General features: G+C 60.0%; 28 protein-coding genes and 2 tRNA genes. 9 read left to right on the top strand and 21 right to left on the bottom strand.

The genetic code is table 11. From position 1 onward, the window contains the following. Nucleotides 1-225: 225 nt before the first annotated feature. Complete coding sequence (locus P5689_RS13825) at nucleotides 226-1218, top strand: bifunctional enoyl-CoA hydratase/phosphate acetyltransferase (RefSeq protein WP_081866775.1); 993 nt, start codon at nucleotides 226-228, stop codon at nucleotides 1216-1218. A gap of 52 nt (nucleotides 1219-1270) precedes the next feature. On the opposite strand, the gene P5689_RS13820 is transcribed toward P5689_RS13825, so the two are convergent. Both P5689_RS13820 and P5689_RS13815 read right to left on the bottom strand, forming a co-directional pair. Next, a complete protein-coding gene (locus tag P5689_RS13820) occupies nucleotides 1271-1558 on the bottom strand; it encodes a hypothetical protein (protein WP_023977428.1) in 288 nt (95 codons plus the stop codon). Between the two features lie 217 nt (nucleotides 1559-1775). Continuing rightward, entirely contained in the window at nucleotides 1776-2987 is a 1212-nt protein-coding gene (locus tag P5689_RS13815) for a mechanosensitive ion channel family protein (protein WP_023977429.1), read from the bottom strand. A 189-nt stretch (nucleotides 2988-3176) separates the two neighbouring features. On the opposite strand from P5689_RS13815, the gene P5689_RS13810 reads away from it, so the two are divergent. Next, nucleotides 3177-3251, top strand: a tRNA-Met gene (locus P5689_RS13810). A 56-nt stretch (nucleotides 3252-3307) separates the two neighbouring features. Continuing rightward, nucleotides 3308-4171, top strand: a complete 864-nt coding sequence (locus P5689_RS13805; protein ID WP_285533592.1) for a glycosyltransferase family 2 protein — start codon at nucleotides 3308-3310, stop codon at nucleotides 4169-4171. Nucleotides 4172-4187: 16 nt separating this feature from the next. On the opposite strand, the gene P5689_RS13800 is transcribed toward P5689_RS13805, so the two are convergent. Then, nucleotides 4188-4589 (bottom strand): DUF4167 domain-containing protein, encoded by a 402-nt coding sequence (locus P5689_RS13800; RefSeq protein WP_235075365.1) that lies wholly within the window; start codon nucleotides 4587-4589, stop codon nucleotides 4188-4190. Nucleotides 4590-4874: 285 nt separating this feature from the next. Beyond that, nucleotides 4875-5729 carry a peptide chain release factor N(5)-glutamine methyltransferase gene (gene prmC / locus P5689_RS13795; protein WP_285533590.1) on the bottom strand — a complete coding sequence of 285 codons (855 nt, stop codon included), beginning with the start codon at nucleotides 5727-5729 and terminating at the stop codon, nucleotides 4875-4877. 44 nt (nucleotides 5730-5773) lie between these two features. On the opposite strand from prmC, the gene P5689_RS13790 reads away from it, so the two are divergent. Beyond that, nucleotides 5774-6202 carry a hypothetical protein gene (locus P5689_RS13790; RefSeq protein ID WP_240993539.1) on the top strand — a complete coding sequence of 143 codons (429 nt, stop codon included), beginning with the start codon at nucleotides 5774-5776 and terminating at the stop codon, nucleotides 6200-6202. 25 nt (nucleotides 6203-6227) lie between these two features. Here P5689_RS13790 and prfA read toward each other — a convergent pair whose 3' ends face one another. The 6 genes from prfA to P5689_RS13760 form a co-directional block, all read right to left on the bottom strand. Then, nucleotides 6228-7292, bottom strand: coding sequence for a peptide chain release factor 1 (prfA, locus tag P5689_RS13785; protein WP_023977434.1), 1065 nt, complete (start codon nucleotides 7290-7292; stop codon nucleotides 6228-6230). A gap of 2 nt (nucleotides 7293-7294) precedes the next feature. Continuing rightward, nucleotides 7295-8539 carry a histidine--tRNA ligase gene (gene hisS, locus P5689_RS13780; protein WP_023977435.1) on the bottom strand — a complete coding sequence of 415 codons (1245 nt, stop codon included), beginning with the start codon at nucleotides 8537-8539 and terminating at the stop codon, nucleotides 7295-7297. Between the two features lie 4 nt (nucleotides 8540-8543). Then, the gene (gene ispG / locus P5689_RS13775; RefSeq protein ID WP_023977436.1) at nucleotides 8544-9698 is read right to left on the bottom strand and encodes a flavodoxin-dependent (E)-4-hydroxy-3-methylbut-2-enyl-diphosphate synthase; all 1155 of its coding nucleotides are present in this window, start codon (nucleotides 9696-9698) and stop codon (nucleotides 8544-8546) included. 264 nt (nucleotides 9699-9962) lie between these two features. After that, a complete protein-coding gene (locus P5689_RS13770; protein ID WP_285533589.1) occupies nucleotides 9963-11345 on the bottom strand; it encodes a helix-turn-helix domain-containing protein in 1383 nt (460 codons plus the stop codon). A 2-nt stretch (nucleotides 11346-11347) separates the two neighbouring features. Then, complete coding sequence (locus P5689_RS13765; protein WP_285533588.1) at nucleotides 11348-12436, bottom strand: nitronate monooxygenase; 1089 nt, start codon at nucleotides 12434-12436, stop codon at nucleotides 11348-11350. Then, nucleotides 12433-13680 (bottom strand): aspartate kinase, encoded by a 1248-nt coding sequence (locus P5689_RS13760; RefSeq protein ID WP_285533587.1) that lies wholly within the window; start codon nucleotides 13678-13680, stop codon nucleotides 12433-12435. The genes P5689_RS13765 and P5689_RS13760 overlap by 4 nt, the downstream gene beginning before the upstream one ends. Before the next feature lie 157 nt (nucleotides 13681-13837). On the opposite strand from P5689_RS13760, the gene ubiG reads away from it, so the two are divergent. Continuing rightward, a complete protein-coding gene (ubiG, locus tag P5689_RS13755; protein WP_285533586.1) occupies nucleotides 13838-14587 on the top strand; it encodes a bifunctional 2-polyprenyl-6-hydroxyphenol methylase/3-demethylubiquinol 3-O-methyltransferase UbiG in 750 nt (249 codons plus the stop codon). A gap of 212 nt (nucleotides 14588-14799) precedes the next feature. On the opposite strand, the gene P5689_RS13750 is transcribed toward ubiG, so the two are convergent. From P5689_RS13750 to P5689_RS13710, 9 genes are all read right to left on the bottom strand, one after another. Continuing rightward, complete coding sequence (locus tag P5689_RS13750) at nucleotides 14800-16062, bottom strand: lactonase family protein (protein ID WP_023977441.1); 1263 nt, start codon at nucleotides 16060-16062, stop codon at nucleotides 14800-14802. Nucleotides 16063-16097: 35 nt separating this feature from the next. Further along, the gene (locus P5689_RS13745) at nucleotides 16098-16658 is read right to left on the bottom strand and encodes a DUF2147 domain-containing protein (protein ID WP_285533584.1); all 561 of its coding nucleotides are present in this window, start codon (nucleotides 16656-16658) and stop codon (nucleotides 16098-16100) included. After that, nucleotides 16606-17061: a DUF1178 family protein gene (locus tag P5689_RS13740; RefSeq protein WP_023977443.1), complete on the bottom strand. Its 456-nt coding sequence runs from the start codon at nucleotides 17059-17061 to the stop codon at nucleotides 16606-16608. Before P5689_RS13740 ends, P5689_RS13745 begins: the two co-directional genes overlap by 53 nt. Beyond that, a complete protein-coding gene (grxC, locus tag P5689_RS13735; RefSeq protein WP_023977444.1) occupies nucleotides 17058-17318 on the bottom strand; it encodes a glutaredoxin 3 in 261 nt (86 codons plus the stop codon). The genes P5689_RS13740 and grxC overlap by 4 nt, the downstream gene beginning before the upstream one ends. Nucleotides 17319-17320: 2 nt before the next feature. Further along, entirely contained in the window at nucleotides 17321-18085 is a 765-nt protein-coding gene (locus P5689_RS13730; RefSeq protein ID WP_285533902.1) for a ComF family protein, read from the bottom strand. Nucleotides 18086-18131: 46 nt separating this feature from the next. Then, nucleotides 18132-18308: a DUF3553 domain-containing protein gene (locus tag P5689_RS13725; RefSeq protein WP_023977446.1), complete on the bottom strand. Its 177-nt coding sequence runs from the start codon at nucleotides 18306-18308 to the stop codon at nucleotides 18132-18134. Beyond that, nucleotides 18305-19756, bottom strand: a complete 1452-nt coding sequence (locus P5689_RS13720) for a phosphomannomutase/phosphoglucomutase (protein WP_023977447.1) — start codon at nucleotides 19754-19756, stop codon at nucleotides 18305-18307. Before P5689_RS13720 ends, P5689_RS13725 begins: the two co-directional genes overlap by 4 nt. Continuing rightward, the gene (gene galU / locus P5689_RS13715) at nucleotides 19756-20631 is read right to left on the bottom strand and encodes a UTP--glucose-1-phosphate uridylyltransferase GalU (RefSeq protein ID WP_023977448.1); all 876 of its coding nucleotides are present in this window, start codon (nucleotides 20629-20631) and stop codon (nucleotides 19756-19758) included. The genes P5689_RS13720 and galU overlap by 1 nt, the downstream gene beginning before the upstream one ends. A 292-nt stretch (nucleotides 20632-20923) precedes the next feature. Beyond that, nucleotides 20924-21009 (bottom strand) — tRNA-Leu (locus P5689_RS13710). A 57-nt stretch (nucleotides 21010-21066) separates the two neighbouring features. Between P5689_RS13710 and lipB the strand changes: the two genes are divergently transcribed. After that, nucleotides 21067-21771, top strand: coding sequence for a lipoyl(octanoyl) transferase LipB (gene lipB / locus P5689_RS13705; RefSeq protein WP_285533578.1), 705 nt, complete (start codon nucleotides 21067-21069; stop codon nucleotides 21769-21771). Here the strand turns inward: lipB and P5689_RS13700 are convergent. After that, nucleotides 21735-22352 carry an outer-membrane lipoprotein carrier protein LolA gene (locus tag P5689_RS13700; protein WP_285533577.1) on the bottom strand — a complete coding sequence of 206 codons (618 nt, stop codon included), beginning with the start codon at nucleotides 22350-22352 and terminating at the stop codon, nucleotides 21735-21737. The genes lipB and P5689_RS13700 overlap by 37 nt on opposite strands. Beyond that, nucleotides 22349-22636, bottom strand: coding sequence for a BolA family transcriptional regulator (locus P5689_RS13695; protein ID WP_023977451.1), 288 nt, complete (start codon nucleotides 22634-22636; stop codon nucleotides 22349-22351). The genes P5689_RS13700 and P5689_RS13695 overlap by 4 nt, the downstream gene beginning before the upstream one ends. A gap of 51 nt (nucleotides 22637-22687) precedes the next feature. Here P5689_RS13695 and P5689_RS13690 point away from each other — a divergent pair, with 51 nt between their 5' ends. From P5689_RS13690 to P5689_RS13680, 3 genes are all read left to right on the top strand, one after another. Continuing rightward, nucleotides 22688-23275 carry a DnaJ domain-containing protein gene (locus tag P5689_RS13690; protein ID WP_122039170.1) on the top strand — a complete coding sequence of 196 codons (588 nt, stop codon included), beginning with the start codon at nucleotides 22688-22690 and terminating at the stop codon, nucleotides 23273-23275. A 97-nt stretch (nucleotides 23276-23372) separates the two neighbouring features. Further along, nucleotides 23373-24389, top strand: coding sequence for an AAA family ATPase (locus P5689_RS13685; RefSeq protein ID WP_285533574.1), 1017 nt, complete (start codon nucleotides 23373-23375; stop codon nucleotides 24387-24389). 13 nt (nucleotides 24390-24402) lie between these two features. Beyond that, a complete protein-coding gene (locus tag P5689_RS13680; RefSeq protein WP_285533573.1) occupies nucleotides 24403-26265 on the top strand; it encodes a cobaltochelatase CobT-related protein in 1863 nt (620 codons plus the stop codon). The last annotated feature ends 18 nt before the right edge of the window (nucleotides 26266-26283 follow it).

Below are 26283 nucleotides of genomic sequence, written 5' to 3'. Positions count from 1 at the left end.
CAGACGATAACGCTATGTCTCGAGCCAGACCGTATGACATGCGCTAGACCGTTGTCTTACCTCGCAAGACGACGGGGAACCTGAGGCGGCGGACCCATTTCTCGCGGTTTGCTCGCAATCCTGTCGATCAGACGAGGCCACACCGCCGCAGCGCGATGACGCAACTCAATTGTGTCATGGACGCTGCTAAGGCGGATCTGATTGGCTACGGAGTTTGAACGGCCCATGTCCAGCTACGCCCCTTACAGTGAAACCAGAACTCCCGACATAACGCTAGAGAGTGTTTTCCCGGCGCAGCACGCTTTGATGCGCGCGCTTGTAGCCAAGGCGTCAGCACTTGGCCCCGTGCCTTATGCCATCGTCTGGCCCTGCAGCAGCCACGCGCTGGGGGGTGCCGTCGAAGCCGCCCGCCACGGAATCATCATCCCGCTTCTGGTGGGCGATCGGGCACAGATCGAAAAGACGGCCAGGGAGGCCGGGCTTGATATCGCCGGGATGCGCATCGAACAGGCTGATGATGAGGCCGCCGCAGTCAAGCACGCCATCGCCCTTGTTCATGCAGGAGAGGCGCAAGGTCTCACCAAAGGCAGCCTTCATACCGACACGTTCATGGCGGGCGTCATCAAACAGGAAAGCGGCCTTCGCACAAAGCGCCGCATGAGCCACGTCTTTTGCATCAATGTGCCCGATTACCCCGAACTGCTGCTTGTTTCAGACGCGGCCATCAACATTGCGCCAGATCTGGTGACCAAGCGTGACATCGTTCAGAACGCCATTGATCTGCACCATGCGCTTGGCCTCGGCACACCGCGCGTTGCGCTGCTCTCCGCCGTCGAAACCATCAACACCAAGATTCAGGGCACGCTGGATGCCGCAAGCCTGTGCAAGATGGCGGACCGCAAGGAAATCACTGGAGGCATACTCGATGGCCCGCTGGCCATGGATGTCGCGGTCAGCGGCGATTCGGCCAGAATCAAGGGAATTGCCTCGGACGTGGCAGGCCGCGCCCAGATCCTGATAGCCCCCGATCTGGAATCGGGAAATATCCTTGTGAAAAGCCTTGCTTTCCTTGGCAAGTCCGCAACCTCGGGAATTGTCATGGGGGCCAAGGTGCCCGTTCTGCTGACAAGCCGCGCCGACGATGCAACGGCACGACTTGCCTCTGCGGCCATTGGCGCGCTCTACGCCCGCTATCTGGACGCTGCCACCCGCCAGTAACTCCGCGGCACTCCAGCTCCCCCGGCCCTGCTTTCTGGGCCGGGAGGTATCCTCACAGGTTCTGAGCCAGCCAGCCTTCCTGCGTGAGAGAGAAGCCGTGCCATGCGGCGGCACCCATCTCCATGCTGTCATGGGGCACGTATTTCATGACCATCAATTTGGCCCCCTCAGGCAATAGCTTTGCCAGTACATCGCGCAGATCGGCGATGATCAGGTTTGACCCGATAAGCCAGAAATTATCGATTTCGTGAAATCCCTCGCTGAAGCTCGCCAGCTTCTGTTCAAGCGCTGCGTAGTCCTGACCCGGCAAACGCTCATAGGCGACGATATAGGTAGTCAATCTGCTGGTGTCCTTGCCTTGTGGACCGGGCGAAATCCGGTCTCAACGTCACTTTTTGCGGGACGGTAACGTTTCCCTCACAAAAACATGACAGTTACGTGAAACATTTGCCACAACCCTGCCGTGTTCAACGTATGTGTGCAGCATCGAGGAGTGAGTTCAATGACGATTTTCGAGTATTACTGGCAGAGCGTTAAAGCCTGGCCGCGGGTCCTTTTCATGACAGGTCTGCACCTCCCCGGGGCGTGACGCTGCCAGGCCCCATATATGAGCCCGGTGGTGGGCGGTCGATGGGTGGCGATATGGCATCGGCGCTGGGCCAGGCCTCCTCACCCGGACGCGGCGGCACCATCGCAAAGCGCGAGCGAGGCAGCGCCTCGGGGCACTCCGCTCTCATGCGCAGAATGATCTTCTCGCGGATATCACAGCGCAGATCCCAGCTTTGCAGCGCATTGCGCGCACTGGCGATGATACGGATCTTCAGTGTCTGCGCATCGCAGTCCGCGACCTGACAATCAAACACCTTCCCGTCCCAAAGCGGACAGGTCTTGATGATCTCCGCTAGAAAGCCCCGGATCGTCTCGATGGGCGCTTCGTAATCCACGTACAGAAAAACCACCCCAATGATGGCAGCAGAGTTGTGGGTCCAGTTCTCGAAGCGGTTCTCGAGAAAATAGGAGATGGGCACGATATGTCGCCGCCAATCCCAAACGCGCAGCACAACATAGGTCGAGGTAATCTCCTCCACCCATGCCCAGTCACCATTGATGATGATCAGGTCTTCCATTCGAATGGGCTGGGTGATGGCAATCTGCACACCGGCAAGCAGATTCGTCAGAAGGCCACGCGCTGACAGGCCAACGATCAGCGAAGCTGCACCGGCCGAGGCAAACAGAGAGACGCCATACTGACGGACCGAATCGAAAGTCATCAGCGCTGTGGCGACCGTTACAATACCCACCAGAATTTCTGTCAGGCGCCGCAAGACCCTGATCTGCGTCTGGTGGGTACGGATCATGATGTCATCGACATGATCCCGCGCCGTGATTTTCTGAAGATAGGCCTCAGTCATGATGCGGAAGGCGACAATGGCCGCGTAACCCACCATCAGGATGCCAATGAAGAGAAGCAGCTTTTGCAGAAGCTGTGTCGTCTCCCAGGTGAATCCCGAGGCAGCAGGCAGAGCCGAGAGCAGAACCGCCAGCACAACCATCACACGCACCGGGCGACGCATGGCCAGGATGATCTTGCGGAGCACCGCCTCTTCACGGTGGCCAAAGATACGCAGGATAATGACCGAGACGAGCTTGCTGGCATAAAACGCCACGGTAGCCAGCACGACAAGCATGAGAATGGAGACAAGCTGCGCAGGCAGCCAGTCGAAGTAAGCGCGCAGGGCGAAAAGAGAGCTTAGAAACTGCTGCTTCAAAGTGGATATCCAGATCCTTGAGAGGGATGAGGAGCGCCGAGCCAGCTGCCCCGGCACCGTGGGGCAACCCGTTGGCATACCATGCCACAGACTGCCCATCGGGTAAAAACACGATCGGCGCAAAAACCTCTCGGCAGAGTGTTGACACATCCGCCCAACCCTTTTAATTCCACGCCCACCGGTCGCGATGGCGGCGTAGCTCAGCGGTAGAGCAGGGGAATCATAATCCCTTGGTCGGCGGTTCAAATCCGTCCGCCGCTACCATCCGACCGGTAATTCCCCACATGGACATCCATCCGCTTCCTGCCTAAATGACGCTTATGAAAGCGCCACTCGCAGCGGTTACGATGGTTTATAACGAACCGGTTTTTCTGCCGGTCTGGCTGCGCCATTATGGCACTATGGTCGGCCCTCAGTGCTGCTACGTGATCGATCATGGGTCAGATGACGGCTCTACAACATCGATCGGTGCCAATCGCCTGCAAATCCCGCGTTCTGCGCAAGATGATGCCAGACGTGCGCGCGCAATCAGCGCTATCTGCGCCGGACTGCTCGAATGGTATGATGCGGTTCTGTATTGCGATGTCGACGAGATGATCGTGGCAGATCCTGCCTGTTTTGGCTCTCTCGTGTCCTTGTCAGAAGCCCGTCAGGCCCCGTGTCTGACTGCAACAGGGTTCGATGTCCTGCACAAGGCCGACAGTGAGCCCGCGGCCGACTTCACACGCCCCCTTTCGGAGCAACGCCATCTGCTGCGCTTCTCAGCCGCGATGTGCAAACCGTGCCTGATCAGATCCCCCGTGACATGGTCCCCAGGCTTTCACAGCATAGAGGAGAGCCTCCCCAGCCCCGATCCGGCTCTGATGCTGTTTCATCTGCGCTACAGTGATCTGGATGCCGGACTGGACCGACTGCGTCGCACCCGTGCCCAACCCTGGTGCAGCGACAATGCGGGGAGCCATCAACGTATGGGAGATGACGCCTGGAAGGCCATGCTGACCTCCATGGCGGGCTTGCCGGAAGAAGCGGCAACACTCGAAAGCGATGACGCCGCCTTGCGTGCATGGCGGGAGCGGATCAACCGCGAGGCACTGGAACGGGCCCATGACCCCTACCCTATAGACCTGAGTCTGTCGGGCGATCGTTTATGGCCCCTGCCCGAAAGGTTCAGGGGCCTGTTCTAGACGGATCGAGCCGGGATTACTCGGCCGTTTCCTCAACCACTTCTTCAGTCTCGCCCTCGGCACCCGAATCATCGCCCTGACGACGGTCGTCATGATCCTGCTGGGCGCGAGCACGCTGCTGGTGACGCTCCTGGCGCTCCATCTGGCTTTGCTGCGCTGCCTGGGTCATGGCGTTGAGAATACGGAAATAATGCTCGGCATGCTGGAAATAGGCTTCTGCGAGAATACGGTCACCCGTGCCAGTCGCGTCGCGACCAAGCTGCAGATACTTCTCGAAAAGCTGCTGGGCCGTACCGCGCACACGCATATCGGGGCCATTGCTGTCGAACACGTGGTTACGGTTCAGGGGCGTCTGGCCATTTGAATGACGCGACCCGCCACCGCTCGGACGGTGGTGACGGCTTCTCATACGTTTCATATTCATGGGTCCGCGTAGCACTTTCGTATTCGCAATCCCGACCCGGCAGAGCTCGGATACGGCGCGATTGCAGGGAATGAATGACCCTTGGTTTGTCTCTTGCAGGCCGGATTACAGGATCAGGCCCCTACTCCGCACAGCCTGATCACAAGGATCATTGCGAAATCGCGGAAAACGGTATGTTCTGCCGATGAATACACCGGTGAGCTTAACAGACCGATCAGCGTAAGCTAGCAAGTTTGGCGCACACTGCCAATGGTTTTTCCTGCAAGCCCGCGAGAGTAATCAGACATGCTCGAAGCAAAGAGCACGAATGATCCCGCCGAGGTCTCGCCTTGCCTCACGCAGCAATAGTCCCTGCTCTGCCCCAAGCGCCGCGACATCGTCCTCTTGTCCTTGCCCGATCTCCAGAACGAGCACCCCACCCGGTGAGAGATGGCGCGACATCTGAAGCATGATCGCCCGATAGGCCTCGAGCCCGTCATCGCCGCCTACCAAAGCGCGCACAGGCTCATGATCGCGCACCTCTGGCATCAATCCGGCAATATCGGCCGCTGGAATATAAGGCGGGTTGCTAAGGATGATATCGAAACGACCCGTCAGTGCATCGGTCCAGCTGCCAGCCAGAAAGGCGCTACGTTGCACCAACCCGTTCCTGCTGGCGTTGCGCTGTGCCAAGGCGGCAGCGTCCGGTGATAGATCCACCCCGATGCCAAAAGAGGCCGTGTATTCACTCAGTACCGCCAGAAGCAGACATCCGGTACCTGTGCCTAGGTCCAGCAAGTGCTGCGGCTTGTCCCGGTCGGGTCTCAGATCGAGCAAGGCCTCGATCAACGTCTCGCTGTCACCGCGCGGGATGAGCGTGTGGGACGACACCTCCAACGTCAGGTTCCAGAACCCGGTCCCTCCCTCGATCAGCGCCATCGGCACCCGCGCGCAACGGCGCGTGACGCCCGATTCCAGTCTGGCCATTGCAGAAGCTGGTATGAGGTCTCGTGTTAGGAGTGCAGAGGCGTCACAGCCAAGCGCCCAGCATACTAGCCGACGCGCCTCCATCCGTGCCGCCTCGATCCCGGCGCTGTCCAGCCGCCTGGCGGTCTCATCAAGAACTTGTTTGAGAGGGGATGGATTACCGCTCACTGCCTACTCCTGAAACGGCTTATGATACGGGGATGAAAAAAATCATGCCCCTGCTGACCGTCTTCGTCATGCTAAGCCCGACCATCGCACTGGCCGAGAGCTTCACTGTTACCGATGACCGCGCGCCCATAGAGGTGTCTGAAGTTTCACGCCTCTATATCGACGGGTCACTCGCCGCGACCTTCCGCCTCGATGACAAGACGCCCAGCCTGACAAAAAAGATCGAAATTCCTCTTGGCCGCGTCAATCACGACTATGCCCTTTGCGGTCAGATCACGGTCATCAATGCCGAAGGACGATCGGAAACCCATCAGGTCAGCAGTCAGGGAACGCTTCATCACCCAGAGGGGCATCACCTGCTCGCCCTGGGCGATGAAAACTTCACCGATTTTTTCCTGCGCGAGCCGAATGATCCCGAGATTGCCAAACATCACCCCGGTCACGCCGATATCTGCGCTTCGCCTGTAAGCTGACGCTGCTACCAGCGTCTCTCTTGCTTCAGTTGAGCCCTTCCGCCGCCAGAAGGGCTGTCTGCTCTTCCTGCGTCAAGGCATCAACAATCTCGTCAAACTCGCCCAGCATGACCCGATCAATCTTATGCAGGGTGAGGTTGATGCGATGATCCGTCACCCGGCCCTGGGGGAAATTATAGGTCCGGATGCGCTCCGAGCGATCTCCGGTGCCAACCTGGGATTTGCGATCGGCCGCACGGCTGGCATGCGCCTGGGCGCGCTGCATTTCATAAAGGCGCGCCCGAAGGATCTTCATGGCTTTGGCCTTGTTCTTGTGCTGGCTCTTCTCTTCCTGCATGGCCACCACAATGCCGCTGGGCATGTGGGTGATACGCACCGCACTCTCGGTCTTGTTGACGTGCTGCCCACCCGCACCTGAAGCGCGATAGACGTCGATACGCAGATCACCTTCATCAATGGCCACATCCACCTCTTCCGCCTCGGGCATGATCGCCACAGTGACGGTGGAGGTATGGATACGGCCCTGACTTTCGGTGGCCGGAACGCGCTGCACACGATGCACGCCGGACTCGTATTTCAGGCGGGCAAATACCGATCGCCCCGAAATGGTCGCAACGCCTTCACGAAGGCCCGACAGGTCGCTCTCGTCATATTCCATGACCTCGAAGCGCCAGCCATGCAGATCCGAAAACCGTTTATAGGCTCCGAAAAGCTCGGCCGCGAAAAGCGCTGCCTCGTCTCCACCCGCCGCCGGGCGAATTTCGAGAATGGCACTGCGTTCATCAGCCTCGTCACGCGGCAGCAGCGCAAGCCGTACCTGCTGGTGCAGCCCCTCCAGCTGCCCCTCGATCTCCATGATCTCGCCTTGCGCGAGTTCACGCATCTCAGGATCGTCCAGCATGGCCTGAGCGTCCTTATGGGCGCTTTCCGCACGACGATAGGCAAGGATGGATGACACGACGGGTTCGAGTTCGGCAAACTCGCGCGAGGCCCGCACGAATTCCTCACCCTGTATCTCGCCACTCGACATGAGGGCTTGCAGTTCATCCGACCGGGCGACAATACGCTCCAGCCTGTCGTCCAATGCCACGATTACTGTGCTTTCAGGAAATGATCCGCGAGGGCGTCAAGCGCAATCTCGGTCTGTTCACGCTTGCCCAGATCACGCACGGTCACTGCACCACGTGCAAGCTCGTCCTCGCCCACCAATACCATATGAGCCGCGCCAGACTTGACCACGCGTTCCATACGCTTTTTCAGCGAGGAACGGGTCTCGATCTCGGCAGCCAAACCTGCATTGCGGAGGGTTTGTGCGGCTGTGATAGCGGCAGCAAGCGTTGCCTCACCGGTGGGGAGCACCACCACAGGACGCGGCTGAACTGGAGCAGCCTCGATAAGCAGCGCCAGACGTTCGATTCCGCCTGCCCAGCCGATAGCAGGCGTGGCAGGACCGCCCATCTGCGCGACCAGCCCCTCATAGCGCCCGCCAGCCAGAACAGTGCCTTGCGCGCCCAGACGATCAGTGACGAACTCGAAGGCCGTATGGCTGTAATAATCGAGCCCGCGCACGATATGCGGGTTCTCGACAAAACCGACGCCAAACAGATCGAGCTTGCGACGCAGATCATCCCAGAAAACCCGCGATACCTCGTTCAGATAGGCGCCGAATTTCGGAGCGTTTTCAAGAAGCGCCCGATCCTGCGGCGATTTGCTGTCGAGAATACGCAGCGGATTGGCTTCAAGGCGGGCGCGGCTCTCATCCGAAAGCGCGCCCTCATGAGCCTTGAAATAGGCCACAAGGGCCTCTCGCCAGGCCTGCCGACTATCAAGATCACCCAGCGTATTGATTTCGAGCGTAACGGCATCGCCCAGACCCAGCGCCTTGAGTATGGCGTGCGCCATAGCGATGGTTTCGGCATCCATCAGCGGATCAGTGGCGCCGAGAAGCTCGGCCCCTATCTGATGGAACTGGCGGAAGCGCCCCTTCTGCGGGCGCTCATAGCGAAACATCGGCCCGTTATAGAAGACGCGCTGCGGCAGGGCCTGCGTCAGACCGTTGGTCACGAAGGCGCGGCAGATTGCCGCTGTACCCTCGGGGCGCAGGGTCAGGCTGTCGCCGCCGCGATCCTCGAAAGTGTACATTTCCTTGGTCACGACATCCGAGGTATCGCCAAGCGTGCGGGAAAACACGCGCGTATCCTCGAAAATCGGCGTCGACCACTCTTCGTAGCCATAGCGACGTGTGATCTCACGCGCCGTATCCACCACATGGGCGTGGCGGCGCGCGGTATCACCAATCAGGTCATGCGTGCCGCGAACCGGCTGCAACTGGCTCATGATCTCAGGCGCCCGCCAGCGCGGCCTCGGCCTTTTCGGCCTCTTCCTGCGCGGCCTTTTCAGCTTCGATCTTGGCCACGCGTTCTTCCACGAGGTCGACGATATGCTCGATCATGTCCTGACCCTCGTTCAGGCGATGATCCTGCTTGCCCGCCGAATAGACCATGTGACGGCCAGCGCCACCACCGGTCACGCCCAGATCGGTCATCAGCGCCTCACCGGGGCCGTTCACGACACAGCCGATGATGGAGAGCGTCAGAGGCGTCTTGATGTGCTGCAAGCGGTCTTCGAGGGTCTGCACCGTCTCGACCACGTTGAAACCCTGACGCGCACAGGACGGGCAGGAAATGATCTTCACACCACGATGACGCAGGCCGAGCGACTTGAGAATATCCCAGCCAACGAGCACTTCCTCTTCCGGAGGCGCAGAAAGCGAGACGCGCATCGTGTCACCCACGCCTGCCCAGAGCAGATTGCCCAGACCGATGGAGGATTTTACAGTACCCGCGCGCTTTGATCCGGCTTCCGTGATGCCGATATGCAGCGGGTGATCGCAGACTTCGGCCAGCTGCTGATAGGCCGCAACCGCCATGAACACATCAGACGCCTTAACGCTGATCTTGAACTCATGGAAGTCATGATCCTGAAGGATCTTGGCGTGCTCAAGCGCACTCTCAACCAGTGCGTCGGGGTTGGGCTCACCGTATTTCTCGAGAAGGTGCTTTTCAAGCGACCCGGCATTGACGCCGATACGGATGGAACAGCCATAGTCGCGTGCCGCATTCACGACTTCACGCACACGCTCGGCGCTACCAATATTACCCGGATTGATGCGCAGGCAGGCCGCTCCGGCCTTGGCTGCCTCAATCGCACGCTTATAATGGAAGTGAATATCCGCCACGATCGGCACGTTCACCTCACGCACGATCTCGGCCAGGGCTGCGGTGCTCTCCTCATCGGGGCACGACACACGAACAATGTCCACGCCTGCAATTTCCGACAGACGGATCTGCTCGATCGTCGCCTTGGCGTCCGACGTGAGCGTGTTGGTCATTGTCTGGACCGATATCGGCGCATCACCGCCGACAGCGACCTTGCCAACATGAATCTGACGGGACTTGCGACGTTCGATATACTGGTAAGGGCGATATCCGCTCATAATCTCGTCTCCGTATCGGTTGATGGACCCCAGTGGGCCGCGTCAACCGGGGGCTTCGCCGGAATCCTGTTCCAGAACGCCGCCCCGTGTCTGTGTCATGTTGGCCAGAACAAGACGCCCTGAGGCATCGGCTTCTGCCCGTCTCCTGTGAGCACCATCCGCCTTTTGCGGCGTCAGGCCTCGTTAGTCGTCCATAGTCTTCTGCAGCAATGCGCGTCGGGAAAGAAGCGAACCTCACGCCCGACAGGCATTGGTGGTGGTGCTTTAACGCGGCTGAGCCGTCTGTTCCAGTTGTCGTGCGTTGAGACGGTCAGTTTCCGACTCATGCGACGTGCTGGCGGGCGGGCTCGCGCGATGCACCGGTGCCGTAACCTTTGGGGTCGCGACAGTGTTTTTCAAGTCTGTCGGTGCACTGCCGGCATCGTTGCCGTCAACGTGCGTTGCCGGGGCCACAGGCGCAGTGCTCGCAGCTGAACCACTGCCGTCCTGACCCAGTTGCCCATTACGGATCGCGTCGGCCGTCACGACAAGATTACGCCGTACTGCCCCAACACGCCCAAGGGCCGACGTTGTGACATCACCAGCCGAAAGCGTAAGGCCACCCGCATTGCCAAGTGTCATGTGATAAGGCCCGGCATCAGCGGGGCCCTGCCAGGTTTCACCGGATTTGAGAACCCGGCTGAACACGCTCGCGCCATTCCTGTCACGTATCGATACCCAGGCGTCCGCAGCGGCATGAAGCCCGATCATGTTGGCAGCCACACCGGAATTGGGCGCCGGAGCAGCACTCGGCAAAGGGACTGCGGTCGATGTAGCGTTCTGCGACAGGCTGCCCTGCCCTGTCGTGCCCTGATCGGGCACCGTCTGGGCATTTGCGTTCGACCCAGGACCGATCTGGCCCGGCACGGGAACAGAACCAGCCGAAGCAGGCTGCGTATTGGCGCCCGGGGCAGACGGCATTTGCCCTGTCACGGTTGCGTTGGAAACAGGGGGCTGGCCGTTCACCCCCTGCTGCACGCTATTACCGACGGGCGGTTGCGCCATGGTGGCTGAGGGTGCTGTTGGCTCAGCGCCTGTCATCCGGGATGACGAAGTCTGGGGCGACGGCGCGAGCCCCTGCTCGGGCATGACCGCCGCAATCTGCGGCGACGTCGTACCATGCTGCGTCACTCCGGGCATGATCTCTGCCACAGGTGGCATCTGATGCGTCGGCGCGGGCTCCGAGCCGAAGAAATGGTAATAGCCGATATAGGTGCCAACCAGAACGGCCAGTCCTGCCCCCACCCAGAGACCCACAGGCACCCCGCGCTCCGAGACGGGCTCGGGGAAACTCAGTTCGGTCTTGCGGTCAAAGGCACCGCGGGTGTCGTGGCGAAACCGTGCGACGGCCTGATCGGGGTCCATGCCCATGGCCTGGGCGTAGGTCCTGAGAAAGCCCAAGGCGTAGGCGCTGCCCGGAAATACCGCCATGTTCCCTTCTTCTAGGGCCAGCAGATAATTCTCGCGGATACGCAACCACCCGGCCACGTCAGGCAGAGCCCATCCGAGCTCCTCACGTCGGGCGCGCAGATCGACCCCGACGCCGCGTGCCCCCTCACCCGCGCTGCCCTGCCATCCGGGAATACGGTCTGTGGTCTTATCTGGCATGATTACCCGACTGCAAACTCTGAGGACGCAGGATGCCCTGTACGGGCGTCTCTTGCAACCAGCGCGTCAACCGCCTGCTCAACCAGATCATGCAGGATCTCGGCAACCGGGCGAATGGCCTTGACCATGCCAACGGACTGACCGGCCATCACCGAGCCTTCCTCCACATCGCCTTCGATCACGGCGCGGCGCAGCGCACCGGCCCAGAAGTGCTCGATTTCAAGCTGGGCTTCTTCCTTGGTCAATTCGCCCGAGGTGAACCGGCCCAGCGTTGCTGCCTGATGAGCCATGAAACGGCGCGTGCCAGCATTATTCAGCCCGCGCACCGGAATGACCGGGAAGCGTTCGTCAATCTGGTTGGATGTTACGGCATCACGTGCCGCTGCTCTCACAAAGGCTCTCTTGAAGGCCTCATGCGCGATGCTCTCGCTGCTGGCAGCAAAAAGCGTACCCAGCTGCGCACCGGATGCGCCCTGCTCCAGATAACCCAGAACGGCATCCCCGCGCGCCAGGCCACCTGCCACGAAAACCGGCACGTCATGGATATGGGGCAGGATTTCCTGAGCCAGAACATTCAGGGACACCGGCCCGACATGACCGCCCGCCTCTGAACCCTCAATGACCAGCGCCTCGATCCCTTGCTTGACCAGACGCTTGCCCAACGCCAGAGCCGGCGCAAAACCGATTGCCCGAGCACCACCATCACGCACCTGCTTGATGGTGGCCCCGCTCGGCACGCCACCAGCCAGCACGACATGCCCGACCTTCGCTGCGATGCAAACATCGACCAGCTTGTCGAGCTCAGGGTGCATCGTGATGAGGTTCACGCCAAACGGCTTGTCTGTCAGAGCCTGCGTGGCCGCAATTTCTTCGGCCAGACGGTCGGGCGTCATGGCCCCGCAGGCAATCACGCCAAACCCGCCAGCATTGGAAATGGCCGAAACGAGATTGCGCTCACTCACCCAGGACATCGCACCGCCCAGAATGGCGGTTGGTGTGCCAAGGAACTGGCAACCCGGGGCCCAGAGCCGGTCAAGCGTGGCGCGGGCCTTCTGGCGGGCTGGATTGATGCTGGTATCGGTCATGCTCATTCCCCGTCCAGACCATAAGCCGTGTGCAGGGCGCGCATGGCGAGTTCCATATATTCGGCGTCGATCAGCACAGAGATCTTGATTTCGCTGGTGGAGATGACCTGTACGTTGATCCCGCGATCCGCGAGGGTCTGGAACATGGTGCTGGCCATGCCCGAATGTGAGCGCATGCCAATGCCGACGACGCTGATCTTGACGACGTCATTGGCCGTATGGATCTCTCCATACTGGATGTCGGCCCGTGCGGCCTCAAGCGCGGCGAGCGCGCGCGCCTGATCACCCTTGGGCACGGTGAAGGTCATATTGGTCGAGCCGTCGGAGCCGACGCTCTGCACGATCATGTCCACATTCACCCGCGCCTCGGTCAACGGGCTGAAAATGGCAGCGGCGATACCCGGACGGTCCGGGATTCGGCTCACCGAGATCTTTGCCTCGTCCAGAGAATAGGCGATCCCCGTGACCAGTTCCTTTTCCATCATCTCGTCCTCATCCACCACCAGCGATCCCGAAAGCTCTGTTTCAGGTTCAAAACTCGACAACACGCGCACGCGCACTTTTTCTTTCATGGCCAGCCCGACAGAGCGGGTCTGGAGTACCTTGGCCCCGACCGAAGCGAGCTCAAGCATCTCCTCAAAGGTGATGCGATCCAGCTTCCTGGCCTTTTTTACGATACGCGGGTCGGTGGTGTAGATACCATCGACATCGGTATAGATATCACAGCGATCGGCCTTGATGGCAGCCGCCACAGCCACCGCCGAGGTGTCAGAGCCACCCCGACCCAGCGTGCTGATCCGCTCTCCCGGCGCGACGCCCTGGAACCCGGCAATGACCGGCACTTCACCCTGCTCCATACAGGCAATCAGCGCAGCGCCTTCAACATCGCCAATACGCGCCTTGCCGTGGGCATCATCAGTGCGGAACGGAATCTGCCAGCCCTGCCACGACCGTGCTGGCACACCGAGCGCCTGTAGCGCGATGGCTGTTAGGCCACTCGTGACCTGCTCGCCACTGGCCACCACAGCATCATATTCGCGTGCGTCGGCCATGGGATCGAGCGCACTGACATACCCGACCATCTGATTGGTCACGCCAGCCATGGCCGAAACCACGACGGCAACCTGATGGCCTTTTTCCCGTTCCTTACGCACACGCTCGGCCACCGCGCGAATACGATCGAGATCGGCCACTGAGGTTCCGCCGAACTTCATGACGATCCGGGTTGGGCACTGGTCTGAAGACGTCATAATTGTGCACCTGGCTCCGTACGTAGCAGAAAGCGTTCAATCACAGCGTGCCGGGAACGGATTTTCCAGCCTGCGATGTTGCGCAAGGAAAGGCGGGTCACATACTAAGTCCAGATCGCGCCGTCCAGATACTCTGGAACAACGGACCCATTTCTGTATGCCTGGAAACAACATGTCGGATCACGCAGCCTCTTCCGTCTCAGATCGCGAGATCGCCCATTTCGACCAGCTTGCCGCGACCTGGTGGGACCCGAAGGGCCCCATGAAGCCCTTGCACGACATGAACCCAATGCGCACCGAATGGGTCAATGCGCATCTCAAACGCTTGCAAGGATCGCGCGGCGGCAGGCTCTCGCTTCTCGATATTGGCTGCGGAGCCGGACTTGCGAGCGAGGCCTATGCCCGTATGGGCCATGACGTTCTGGGCCTCGACGCCTCGCCCGAGGGCATACGGGCGGCACAGGCCCATCTGGCAGATCATCCCTTGCCGGACAATGCTGGCCCGCTGGTCTATCGCAATGGCAGTGCTGAGACGCTCGTCCGCGAAGGGCAGAGCTTCGATGCCATCTCGGCATTGGAGGTGATCGAGCACGTCAATGATCCACAGGAGTTCCTCGCACTGCTCCATTCGCTGACCAAGCCCGGTGGCCTTGTTACGGTATCAACACTCAACCGCACGCTGCTCTCGCTGGCTGTCGCGAAGATCGGTGCCGAATATATTGCCCGCCTGCTGCCTGTCGGTACGCATGACTGGCAGAAATTCATCAAGCCCGAGGAACTGCACAGAATGGGTCGCGCCGTTGGCCTGCGCATGATCGACGTTGCCGGAATGAGCTACCGGCCGATGCACTGGCGCATCACACGTGACACGAGCATCAACTACATCACGATGTTTGTACGAGACTGAGAACAACGACCTGACAGACTATAGGCTGTCAGGCTTTTCGCCCTGTTAAGTGGGCGTGTCGTGGCCCGGTCCTGATCCGGGAACATGGCGCCTGAACGAGGCCTTATCAGCCTTGGTCCGGCCAAAGTCGCTTTGCCCGCGACTGCCCCCTCATCTCCGCCCCGGCCCCTCTCGGGTCCGAGGGCAGAGAGAGTTTTCACCCGCCGGTTGGATCAGACTTCCGTATCCATGAAGGCAAAAGTGGTTGGGCTTCCGACCGGGGTAAAGTTTTCAGTAAAGCCGAGCTGGCCGCTCGCCTTGTCGATCCTGAATGACGTCACGGCATCACTGCGCTGGTTGGCACAGAACAGGAAGCTGCCCGACGGGTCGAACATCATGGCGCGACCGTAATCGGCATGCATCCAGGCCTCATCCTGCAGGGTCAGGGTGCCGTCATCACCCACCTTGAACACGGCAAGGGAATCACCCAGACGGTTCGAGGCATAGACAAAGCGGTCATCTGCCGAAATCAGGATTTCAGCTGCAAGCGTGCTGCCACGGAAATGCGATGTGACAGTGCTGACCGATTGCAGATTGTTGATCGCCCCTGTTTGCGGGTCGAAAGCGCTGACGACAATTTTCGAGTCCTGCTCACACAGATTGTACATGAGCTTGCCGGAGCGATTGAACTGGAAATGACGTGGCGCGCTGCCCGGCGTCATGTCGTAATAAGGCGTCTTGGCCGGAACCAGCTTGCCCGTCTGCAAATTAAGCGTCCAGACATAGACGCGATCGAGGCCAGCATCATCCGCAATCACGAACTTGCCGCTCGGATCGCTCTGGATCATGTGCGGATGCGACCCCGAGTGATCGGATACCGCGAAATTCCCCTGGGGATTGTCTGCCGCACGCTCGGGCTGGCGTGGCCCGGTATTGTGCACGACATCCGTCGCCGGACCGAGCGACCCGTCTGGGCGGATGGGCAGCACAGCCACAGAGCCCCCCATGTAGTTGGCTACGAGGACATAACGCCCTGAGTGGTGCACACTCAGATGCGCAGGCACAGCCCCGCCGGAGCTGACCGCGTTGAGCTTCTTGAGCGAGCCGGTCTTGCGATCCACCGCAAAGGCGGTCACCGAGCCGTCGCCATCCTTGTTGAAATCATCGATCTCGCTCAGCGCGTATAGAAAACGCTTGTCATGCGACAGCGTGATGAAAGACGGGCTGGCGATATCAGTAAAGGTCGTGACAGGCGTTAGGACGCCGCTCTGACGATCCATTTCGAAAACGGCAATACCCTCACCATTACCGGCACCACCCGGAGGCGCATGCTTGGTGTACCCCCCGACAAAACAGATGGTCTTGGAAACCGCCTTGGGCGGGGGTGGCGGTGCAGCCGGGGCCTGATCAGCAGCATCCTGCGCCATGGCCGTGCCGCAACCCAGCAGGCCAAGGGTACCCAACGCAAAGCTGCGGCGGGAAATCGTCGTTTTCATGTTATGCTCTCAAGCTCCTCAAGCGACCATTCGGCTCAAGGCAGTTTGCATTCAGGACCGATCTTGCCGCGATAACGGGTCCATGTCTGCGTCTTGCCGAAAAGGGGGATACCCAGAATGAAACCGCGCAGCTTCAGCACCTCAGGTGATTCGGCATGGATGCGGGCGTCGTAGGTACGCCCTGTCTCCGGGTCGAGGATATGCCCCCGCCACACGTTCTCATCACTGATTAATCGGAAATCGGTCAGCATGACCAGCCCACATTGTGAACGTCCCCACACATCCTTGGGAACAGGGCCATCATACTGCATGCCAATCAGCCTGCCGCAGAGCGTATCGCCACAATGGCCGATCAGGAACACGCCATCGTGATCCTGTGCAAGCCACAATCCCTCCTCGGGCGCAGGCGGATTGCCTCGTGTTTGAGCCTGTCCGGGGAGGCTTGTCGTGAGCAGGAGCACACCTGTCGCGACAATCGCAGCAATGTGCCTGAAGGAAAAACCCCCTCGCCTAAGCCCGGCGGCACGCCGCACCCCGGCATGCTCAGGATTCTGTGCGGTCGAGCCAGGGTATCGGGGAGAAATCCACGCCTTCATCTTCAAGCCTTTCCCTGTCAGAGTCGCTCATCGTGCCGTAAATGCCACGACCGGTCTGGCTGTCCTCATTATGGCGTTCATCATGACGCCTCAGCGCCTCTTCGGCAAACCGGTCACCCACATCGTCACATTGCATCTCTACCTGACGCCTCAGCGAATGGAGCACCGTTCTCAGCTGGTCGTGCTGCGTCATGTGGATAGAGGAAGCAGGCGTCGCCGATTGACCTTTGCTCGTGCTCTGACGCGCGATAGCCGGGGCCATCAGGCTTTTCTCAACCGAACTCACACCACATTGCGGACAGGAGACAAGATTATGAGATTTCTGGCGCTCGAACTCCGCACCGTCGGGGAACCAGCCCTCGAATTCATGCCCCGCCTTGCAATGCAAACGAAAGCAGATCATGCCTGCGTGAGCAACGCGTCCAGCTTGCCAGAAGCATCAAGCTGCATGAGGTCGGTGCAGCCGCCCAGACACTGCTCCCCAACAAAGATCTGAGGCACGGTCCGTCCACCGCCCGAGCGCCTGATCGCATCTTCGCGCGCCTGCGTGCCGTGAGGGGCATTGATCTCTTGAAACGGTACGTTCTTCGATTGCAGGATCTGCACGGCGCGCACGCAGTAAGGGCAGCCAGGCTGGGTATAGATTTCTATGTTGGACATATTCACTCCTGAATGCCGCCTTGGTGATCATGATCGCCGGCAAGTTTGACGGTACGCGTGGCCACCAGGAGGTCGACACACCGCGCGCCTGCGCCGAGCAGTTGTTTTGCGCAGATGGAGGCGGTTGCGCCGGTGGTCAAGATGTCATCAACCAGAACGACATGCTGACCCTCGATTAATCGCTTTATCCGGTCCCGCACATGAAAGGCCGCATCCAGCGCTTGCTCGCGCAGCTCGGGAGCTAACCGAGCCAGCGTGGCTGTGGAGCGATGACGCACGAGCGCATCAGGCAGAAGGCGCCAGTGTGGGGACGAGCGGACGAGATGACCCGCCAGCAGGGCCGCCTGATTGAATCGCCTCTTCCAGAAACGCTGTCGGTGCAAGGGGACAGGAACAAGCAACCGGCGTTCAGCGCTTTCATCCCCCATCATGTCTGCCATGACGCGGGCCAGAAAGGGCGCGATATCCAGCCGATCCCCATATTTGCATTGAAGGACCAGCCGGCGCGCCGTGCCGTCGTAAAGATAAGCGGCGCGTGCTGCCGTCCAGGGGTATGGAGCAACGGCGCATTGGGCACAGCGGCCATCTGATCCCAGATAGGCTGCCGATGGTACCGGAAGCGCGCAATGCCTGCAGGCGAGCCCGATTGGTGTCAGTGAGCAGAAACATGCAGTGCAGAGGAGACCGCTTGTCATGGTCTCGGCGCCGCATGAGAGACATGTCGGCGGCAATACGAGATCGAGTGCCCGAGGGAGGAAAGCTGCGATCTTCAGCGCAACACCATCGTGCTGGAACCATCATTCCACAAGGCATTCACTCGATAACAACCAGTTCGATGAGTGCCGTGTTCACCAGAACTTTTCCCTGATGCTCGAAATTGATCGTCACGCGCTGACCGACCACACTCTGTATCTGCCCGACGCCCCACTCCGGACATTGGGGATGAGTGACAAACTGACCCGGCTCGTAAAAGCTGAAGTTCTGGGTCACGCCTTCCCTCCGCCTCTTCCGTGATCAGCATTACCCCCGATATCCTGTTTTAACGCTCCAGGGGTTGCGACAGCTGAGTGCAGAAGCAGATCTGCCAAGGTCTCTATCATGGCCTGACATGCCGCCTCATCGTCCCCTTCCGCGCGCGCAACGAGGGCTGGCTGAGTGTTCGAGGCGCGCAGAAGCCACCAGCCTCTGGCCTCATCCACCCTGACCCCATCGATGAGCGTCAGGCGCATACCCCTCTCGCGGGCCTGGGCGATAACGGCGTTGATTACGTTGAATTTTTGCTCATCTGAACAATCGAATCTTATCTCGGGCGTCGAGACGGCGTGAGGGAGCGACGCAACAAGTGCTGACAAAGGGGCCGTCTGCTGCGACAGAAAGTCGATCATGCGTATCGCGGCGTAAAGCCCATCATCAAAACCGGGCCAATGGTCGGCGAAAAAGAAATGTCCGGACATTTCACCAGCGAATACGGCGCCCGTCTCACGCAACGCATTCTTGACGTGGGAGTGCCCGCTTGGACACATAAGGCCCTTACCTCCTGCCCTTTCGATGCCTTCGAAAAAGACGCGGGACATTTTGACGTCGCCGAGGACCGTCGCTCCGGGCGTGTCACGCAGGATGGATTGCGCCAGAAGCAAGCTTAAATGATCAGCATCGATTAACGTACCCTGCTCATCCACCACACCGAGCCGGTCCGCATCGCCATCAAAGGCAACGCCTAGATCAGCACCATGCTGGCACACGGCAGTCTGTAGCTGCACCATGGCCTCCGGCAGGGTCGGGTCCGGATGATGAGCCGGGAAGCGCCCGTCGATTTCGCCGTTCAGAACGATGTGCTGCCCCGGTAGAGCCCGAATGAGCGCTACGAGAATATCTCCCGCTGAGGAATGGCTGTTATCCCACACTACCTTGAGAGGACGCCCGCCGCTACGCAGGCCAGAACGCAGCGCATCGACATAAGCTGTCGCTGATTCCAGCCTGGCCTGTCCTCCCTCGGCACTGTCATTCAGCATGATGCCCGCTCGAAGCAAATGCGTGAGGTCAACAAGACCCTGTCCGAAAACGGGGCGGTTGTGCTGGACAATCTTGAAGCCATTATACTCCAGCGGATTATGGCTGCCAGTGACCATGATCGCCCCGTCCGCCTCTTGACGGTATGAAGCGTGATAGAGCTGAGGGGTGGGGCAACAGCCAATGCGACGTACCGTCGCACCCCCCATGATCAATCCTTCGACCAGCGCCTTCTCCAGTGTGGAAGAGGTGAGCCGCCCATCATGGCCGACCAGGATTGTGGCCGCGTGCCCCTTACACAGGCCAGACGCAAAAACGACGCCCAAAGCCCGGGCGTCGTCCTCACCAAGCATTTTTTCCACGACCCCACGTATGTCATACTCACGCAGAATCGAGGGATGGAACTCATGTCGAAACAGAGTGTCCATCAGGCATCGGCGTATTTCTTGATGAAGCCACGCATGGCATCACGCAGGTCCGGACGCTCAAGAGCGAAAGCAATCTGCGCCTCAAGGTAGCCAGCCTTGTCACCACAGTCGTAACGCGTGCCTTCATAGCGCAGGCCGTGGAACGGGGCATGGCCAATCATCTTGGCCATTGCGTCGGTCAGCTGGACTTCACCACCGGCTCCACGCTCGAGCTTGGACAGATGCGTCATGATTTCCGGAAGGAGCACGTAGCGACCGATGATCGACAGGTTCGACGGCGCATCTTCAGGCTTCGGCTTCTCGACGAGGCCCTTGACCTCGACCAGCTTGCCATCATCCTTGCCAACATCGAGGATGCCATAACGGTTGGTATGCTCCTTGGGCACTTCCGAGACCGCAACGACGTTCCCGCCGGTCTGGTTGTAAACCTCAACCAGCTGGGCGACGCAGCCCTTTTCACCCTGAACGATATCGTCGGGCAGCAGGATCGCAAACGGGTCGTCACCGATAAAGGAGCGCGCACACCAGATGGCGTGACCAAGGCCCATCGGCTCCTGCTGACGCACGGCGGCGAGCGATCCGGCCTCGATCGAGCTCGGCTGCAGGGTTTTGAGGAGGTCGTTCTTGCCGCGCTCGCGCAGCGTCGTCTCGAGTTCGAAAGCCACATCGAAATAATCGATCAGACTGTCCTTGCCGCGTCCTGTAATCAGGCAGAACTGATCGATCCCTGCCTTGCGCGCTTCATCGATGGCGTATTGGATCAGCGGACGATCAACGACCGGGAGCATCTCCTTCGGCATTGCCTTAGTGGCAGGAAGAAAGCGTGTTCCCATACCAGCGACGGGCAGTACAGCTTTTCTGAGCGGCTTGATCACGTTATCCGACCTTTAGATCTATTTGAGTACGCAGCGTGTCCTGAGGGTATTCGTACAATTTATGACCTCAGAACTGCCATGCAGCCTACACGATGACTGGCTGCCTGGAACCGGGTTATATAGGCAAGTTCGGCAAAGTGATGGCGCGCGTACAAAATTTCACAAATGACACCCTGGGGTTAATTCGGATCATTAATGAAAGTTCATTTCGTTACCGAAGATTTTTTGACATTTTTGGCAAGGAAATTTTTGTGGAACTGGCATCCCCCGAAGGGGATGCTACCAGTTCATCTGGTGCGGTCGAGAAGACTCGAACTTCCACGGGGTTGCCCCCACAAGCACCTCAAGCTTGCGCGTCTACCATTCCGCCACGACCGCATCGTGACAAGCGGGCCGCTCTGGGCGATACCGCTCGTGTGAAGGGGGCTATAGCCGATGACTGATGACCAGGCAATCGTCCATGAGACGATTTTTGAGAAAATCTCGACGAAATTCGAGAAAGAGCTGGTTTCGTATGAAACCGCGCTCGGGACCATGCAGCAGAGAGCCGCTGCCATAAGAGCCGGAGAGAAAAGCGAGTTGCTGTGGTTTCTCGAGCATCCACGCCTTTACACGGCAGGCACCTCAGCCAAGGCGACCGACCTGATCAACCCCGAGGGTCTGCCAACCTTTGAGGCCGGTCGCGGCGGACAATGGACTTATCATGGCCCGGGCCAGCGAATCATCTACACCATGCTGGATCTGCAACAGCCACACGACCCCACCCCGCCGCGCGATCTTCGCGCATTCGTCCAGAGCCTCGAGCGCTGGATTATCGCAAGCCTTGCCCGGCTCGGCATAAAGAGCCGAACCGAGTGCGGTCGAATCGGGGTATGGACCAACGACCCCATCACAGGTGAGGAAACGAAGATTGCGGCACTCGGCATCCGGGTGAGCCGCTGGGTATCGTGGCACGGGGTCGCCATAAATTTCGACCCTGACCTCAATGATTTCTCGGGTATCGTGCCATGCGGCATTCGTGAGTTTGGCGTCACGAGCATCAGGCGATTCGATCGTGACCTGACCATGGGGGATCTCGATCAGGCCCTACTCACCTGCTGGCCTCAGTTCTTCGGCGCGGTTCCGACGCTGTCCGACTGATTTTCAACATCGCTACTCTGAGAAACATCCGAGAGCTGGATCAGTATCCGGTTGCCACGCGCATCGACACCATCGAGCGATGAGAGCTGCAATCGGTTGTCCCGATCGAGAAAACGCAGAGTCAGCAGACCTTGGGAGGGATTATCCGCCTGGGCGAGCGAAATCTGGCTCGCCCCCAATGCAGTCTGGATGTCCGTAACCCGTATCTTGCCATCGAAGCGCACGGGAACATGAAGCAGCAGACCGAGCGGGTTGCGTGAGAGGTTGAGACGCGTCACCGCACCCGTCTGCGAATCGTCGAGAACGAGATGGGCTCCACTTGCACGCAACGTCATGGCGTGGGGAACAGTGTAGTCCAGCCCAAGCGACCCTGGTGCGTAGCGAAAATGCCCTGCCCCGCCATTCTGCTGCGGTCCGCGCTGAATGAAGCTGCCCTCAACCGGGGTGGGATCGTTTAGACAGACCTCGACACGCTTCACCTGCGCCTTTTGCTGCGGCGTCAGGCCATCAGTCCCGCTGACAGCGCATCCGGCCAGAGCCATGGCAAGGCCTGTTGCCGCAAGGCTGCGCCGCACCGTCACACCTCCTCCGGCGCGTGCAGCTTGAGCGAGAGTGCGTGCAAGCCGCTCTCGAATTCCGGCTTGAGCATTTCATTGATGAGGCGATGCCGTGCCACGCGGTTCATTCCCGCAAAGCGGGGGCTGACAATCGTCATGGTGAAATGGGTCTCGTCACCCTCGACTCCATTGCGTCCGGCGTGATGGGCGTGGCGCTTGCTGTCGTCACGAATGGTCAACTCAGCGGGAGCCAAAGCATCCTGCAACTGCCGGCTCATGCGGGCTGCGCGTTCCTTCAACTCGGTCATCTCCACTCCCTCCTTGCATCAATGTGCCTTACAACGCACATAAACCCGATCATGCAGCGCAAATCCACACGACACAGGGCCTTCGACCCGGATCCCGACGCGCCCGAGCGTTACTGCGACATGCCCGGCTGCACCGAGCATGCGGGATATCGTGCGCCCAAGGACCGTACGCAACTCAGACAATATTTCTGGTTCTGCCTGGAGCACGTCCGTCAATACAATGCGCGCTGGGACTTCTATAAGGGTATGACACCGGGCCAGATCGAGGCGCAGCTTCGAGCCGACATCTCGTGGCAGCGCCCCTCTTGGAAATTGGGCACACGTGGTGGACAGAATTTCGATGAGGAAGAGGTTCTCGACCCGCTGGATATTCTTTCCTCCACGCGCGCGCGGCGTGCTCAGGCCGCCCGCCAGCGGCACAATGCCGCCCGCGAGGCCGCTCCCCCGCCCCTGCGCGACCATCTCCGTGCACTGGCGCTGGACTGGCCCGTAACGATCGAGGCTCTCAAGACGCGGTACAAGGAGTTGGCTCGCAAGCACCACCCGGATGCCAATGCCGGAGACCCCGCAGCAGAGGACAGATTCAAGACGGTAAGCGTGGCCTATAGTACGATTCGCGCCCATCTCATCAGCCTGTAGGCCCGATTATTGCGCGTTTCCCTCTGGCCTTGTGAGGAAACATGACCATATCCTTGGCCGGAACCTGACATGACTGAGTGAAAGACGGATTGAAACCATGAGCGATCTCGCCTCCATCGATGCACCGGAAACGGTTGTCACTGCCGAACAGAACGCGGTGCCGACTCATGTTCTTGGCGCGCCGGACCGGATCGTCTCAGCGCGTGACGTGTTCAAGATCGAATGCGATATGGAAGTGCCTGCTTTCTCGATCCGGACCGAGCATGTGCCCGATATCGATCCGAGCTACCAGTTCGACTGCGACACGACGCGGGCCATTCTGGCGGGCTTTGCCAATAACCGCCGCGTCATGGTGCAGGGCTTCCACGGTACGGGAAAATCATCCCATATCGAGCAGATTGCAGCCCGGCTGAACTGGCCCACAGTCCGCATCAATCTCGACAGCCATATCTCGCGCATCGACCTGATCGGCAAGGACGCCATCGTCCTGCGTGATGGCAAGCAGATTACCGAATTCCGCGAAGGTCTTCTGCCGTGGTGTCTGCAGCACCCGGTCGCCCTGATTTTTGACGAATACGATGCCGGTCGTCCGGACGTCATGTTCGTCATCCAACGTGTGCTTGAAGCCGAAGGCCACCTGACCCTGCTCGACCAGAATCGCGTGATACGCCCCCATACCGGTTTCCGGCTTTTTGCCACGGCGAACACGGTGGGTCTTGGCGACACGACCGGGCTGTATCATGGCACGCAGCAGATCAATCAGGGGCAGATGGATCGCTGGAATATCGTCGCATCGCTCAACTACCTGCCGCTCGAGCAGGAAGTGGGAATCGTGCGGGCCAAACTGGGCCTCGGCAACGAGCCCGCCATCACGACGCGTCTCGAAAGCATGGTCGCCCTCGCGAACCTGACCCGCGCCGGTTTCATGGCGGGTGATATCTCTACAGTCATGTCACCCCGCGCTGTCATCACCTGGGCCGAGAACGAGCGTATTTTTGGCGATCTGGCTTTTGCGTTCCGCCTGACCTTCCTCAATAAATGCGATGAGGCTGAGCGCGGCATTGTCGCAGAATACTATCAGCGCTGCTTCAACCAGTCGCCGCTGAACGCCTGACGGGGGCGAGCGCATGGCCACCTCGAGAGCCAAGGCACCGGACAGGAACCAGAACGACCTTGCCCTGCCGGGCAGTGAGCGCACGGACGCCTTCCGCCGCGCCACGAGCGCTGCGCTGCGGGCAATGTCAGGCGAGCCCGAGACCGAAATCAGCTTTGCGGCGTCGGCCAGTGCCAAACCGGGTACGGGCGTCCAGCTTCCCTATGTCTCCCGGGCGCTCACGCCTCAGGAAATGACACGCGTTCGTGGCGCTGCCGACGCAGCTGCCTTACGACTGAAGCACCACAATTCAGAACTGTCCCCCCTGCCCCAGCAGGCCGACAGCGCCGAGACCCGCCCCTTGTACGACGCGCTGGAGCAGGTACGTTGCGAGGTCTATGGCTCGCGTCACATGGCGGGCGTGCGGGCCAATCTGAACCAGAAACTGGCCCTCGATTGCAGCGAGAACGGCTACGCCCGCATGAGCGCGCGCGACGATATGCCTGCCAATGTCGCCCTGCCCCTGCTTGTGCGCGAGGCCCTGTCAGGACTGCCCTCTCCCTCGCAGGCGGGTCCGGCGCTCAAGGCATGGCGCGAAACACTTTCACCCGGAGCCAAGCGTGCGCTCTCGGGCCTTGCCTCGACACAGATGGACCAGCAACGCTTTGCCGAGGCCTGCTCCGGCCTTTTCAAGGCATTCGACCTGACCGAGGAGCCCGAGCCGGACGATCAGAGTCAGGCAGATGACCCGGATCAGGATGATGACAGTCAGACCGAATCCGATCAGCCCGATGATGATCCGTCACCGCAGGATCAGGATGACAGCGAGACGCACGGTTTTCAACCGGAGCCGACCGAGCAGCCCGACAGCCGCGATGCCAGTGATTCGGAACTGCAGGACGAAGGCGCAGAACAGCCTGCCGGTGCTCTGGAAGACGATAATGGCAAGGAGGCCGAGGCCAGCGCCGCGCCCCCGGCCTATAAGGTCTTTACCAACGCCTTCGACGAGGAAGCCGTTGCTGCCGATCTGTGCGACCCGGATGAGCTGGCCCGGCTGAGGCAGCAGCTGGACCAGCAGCTCAGCAGCCTGCAAGGCGTCGTGTCGCGACTGGCACACCGACTGCAGCGCAAGCTTATGGCGCAGCAGCAGCGTTCCTGGGCGTTCGATCAGGAGGAGGGCATACTGGACGCGGCACGGCTGGCACGTGTCGTGGCCAATCCGACCCTGTCGCTGTCCTACAAGACGGAACGTCAGGCGGAGTTTCGCGACACGGTTGTTACCCTGCTGATCGATAATTCCGGGTCGATGCGTGGTCGTCCGATCTCGGTTGCCGCCATGTGTGGTGACATTCTCGCCCGCACGCTCGAACGCTGCGGCGTCAAGACGGAGGTACTCGGCTTCACCACACGTGCGTGGAAAGGCGGCCAGAGCCGGGAGCGCTGGGTGGCAGCGGGTCGTCCACCTGATCCGGGCCGCCTGAATGACCTGCGCCACATCATCTACAAGGATGCCGACACGCCCTTGCGCCGGGCCCGCAACAATCTCGGACTGATGCTGCGCGAAGGGTTACTGAAGGAGAACATCGACGGTGAGGCGTTGATCTGGGCATGGAAGCGCCTGCGCCGCCGCCCTGAGCACAGGCGTATCCTGATGGTGATTTCAGACGGCGCGCCTGTCGATGACAGTACGTTCTCGACCAATCCGAGCTCTTATCTGGAAGACCATCTGCGCTCGGTCATTGCGCGTATCGAATCCTCACCCGAGACGGAGCTTCTCGCCATCGGGATCGGCCATGACGTGACCCGCTATTACCGTAACTCGGTTACGCTCACCAATGCGGAAGAGCTTGGCGGAACCATGATCAAACAGCTTTCCGACCTGTTCGTGGCGCGATAACCCGATCATCCGTCCCGG

The sequence above is a fragment of the Asaia sp. HumB genome, from assembly GCF_030263835.1.
Lineage (GTDB): Bacteria > Pseudomonadota > Alphaproteobacteria > Acetobacterales > Acetobacteraceae > Asaia > Asaia bogorensis.
The sequence above is the reverse complement of the archived record's forward strand: the minus strand, read 5'-3'. Positions and strand labels throughout refer to the sequence as shown.

Excerpts from the sequence above, each read along its gene's own strand:
- P5689_RS13790 (WP_240993539.1), top strand. The coding sequence starts at position 5,774 with ATGCCCCTGCTGACCGTCTTCGTCATGCTAAGCCCGACCATCGCACTG.
- P5689_RS13680 (WP_285533573.1), top strand. The coding sequence starts at position 24,403 with ATGGCCACCTCGAGAGCCAAGGCACCGGACAGGAACCAGAACGACCTT.
- P5689_RS13770 (WP_285533589.1), bottom strand. The coding sequence starts at position 11,345 with ATGCCAGATAAGACCACAGACCGTATTCCCGGATGGCAGGGCAGCGCG.
- P5689_RS13765 (WP_285533588.1), bottom strand. The coding sequence starts at position 12,436 with ATGAGCATGACCGATACCAGCATCAATCCAGCCCGCCAGAAGGCCCGC.
- P5689_RS13745 (WP_285533584.1), bottom strand. The coding sequence starts at position 16,658 with ATGAAGGCGTGGATTTCTCCCCGATACCCTGGCTCGACCGCACAGAAT.
- P5689_RS13740 (WP_023977443.1), bottom strand. The coding sequence starts at position 17,061 with ATGATCTGCTTTCGTTTGCATTGCAAGGCGGGGCATGAATTCGAGGGC.
- P5689_RS13805 (WP_285533592.1), top strand. The coding sequence starts at position 3,308 with ATGAAAGCGCCACTCGCAGCGGTTACGATGGTTTATAACGAACCGGTT.
- P5689_RS13800 (WP_235075365.1), bottom strand. The coding sequence starts at position 4,589 with ATGAAACGTATGAGAAGCCGTCACCACCGTCCGAGCGGTGGCGGGTCG.
- P5689_RS13720 (WP_023977447.1), bottom strand. The coding sequence starts at position 19,756 with ATGGACACTCTGTTTCGACATGAGTTCCATCCCTCGATTCTGCGTGAG.
- ispG (WP_023977436.1), bottom strand. The coding sequence starts at position 9,698 with ATGAGCGGATATCGCCCTTACCAGTATATCGAACGTCGCAAGTCCCGT.
- hisS (WP_023977435.1), bottom strand. The coding sequence starts at position 8,539 with ATGAGCCAGTTGCAGCCGGTTCGCGGCACGCATGACCTGATTGGTGAT.
- P5689_RS13685 (WP_285533574.1), top strand. The coding sequence starts at position 23,373 with ATGAGCGATCTCGCCTCCATCGATGCACCGGAAACGGTTGTCACTGCC.
- P5689_RS13695 (WP_023977451.1), bottom strand. The coding sequence starts at position 22,636 with ATGACCGAGTTGAAGGAACGCGCAGCCCGCATGAGCCGGCAGTTGCAG.
- P5689_RS13690 (WP_122039170.1), top strand. The coding sequence starts at position 22,688 with ATGCAGCGCAAATCCACACGACACAGGGCCTTCGACCCGGATCCCGAC.
- P5689_RS13760 (WP_285533587.1), bottom strand. The coding sequence starts at position 13,680 with ATGACGTCTTCAGACCAGTGCCCAACCCGGATCGTCATGAAGTTCGGC.
- lipB (WP_285533578.1), top strand. The coding sequence starts at position 21,067 with ATGACTGATGACCAGGCAATCGTCCATGAGACGATTTTTGAGAAAATC.
- P5689_RS13825 (WP_081866775.1), top strand. The coding sequence starts at position 226 with ATGTCCAGCTACGCCCCTTACAGTGAAACCAGAACTCCCGACATAACG.
- ubiG (WP_285533586.1), top strand. The coding sequence starts at position 13,838 with ATGCCTGGAAACAACATGTCGGATCACGCAGCCTCTTCCGTCTCAGAT.
- P5689_RS13750 (WP_023977441.1), bottom strand. The coding sequence starts at position 16,062 with ATGAAAACGACGATTTCCCGCCGCAGCTTTGCGTTGGGTACCCTTGGC.
- grxC (WP_023977444.1), bottom strand. The coding sequence starts at position 17,318 with ATGTCCAACATAGAAATCTATACCCAGCCTGGCTGCCCTTACTGCGTG.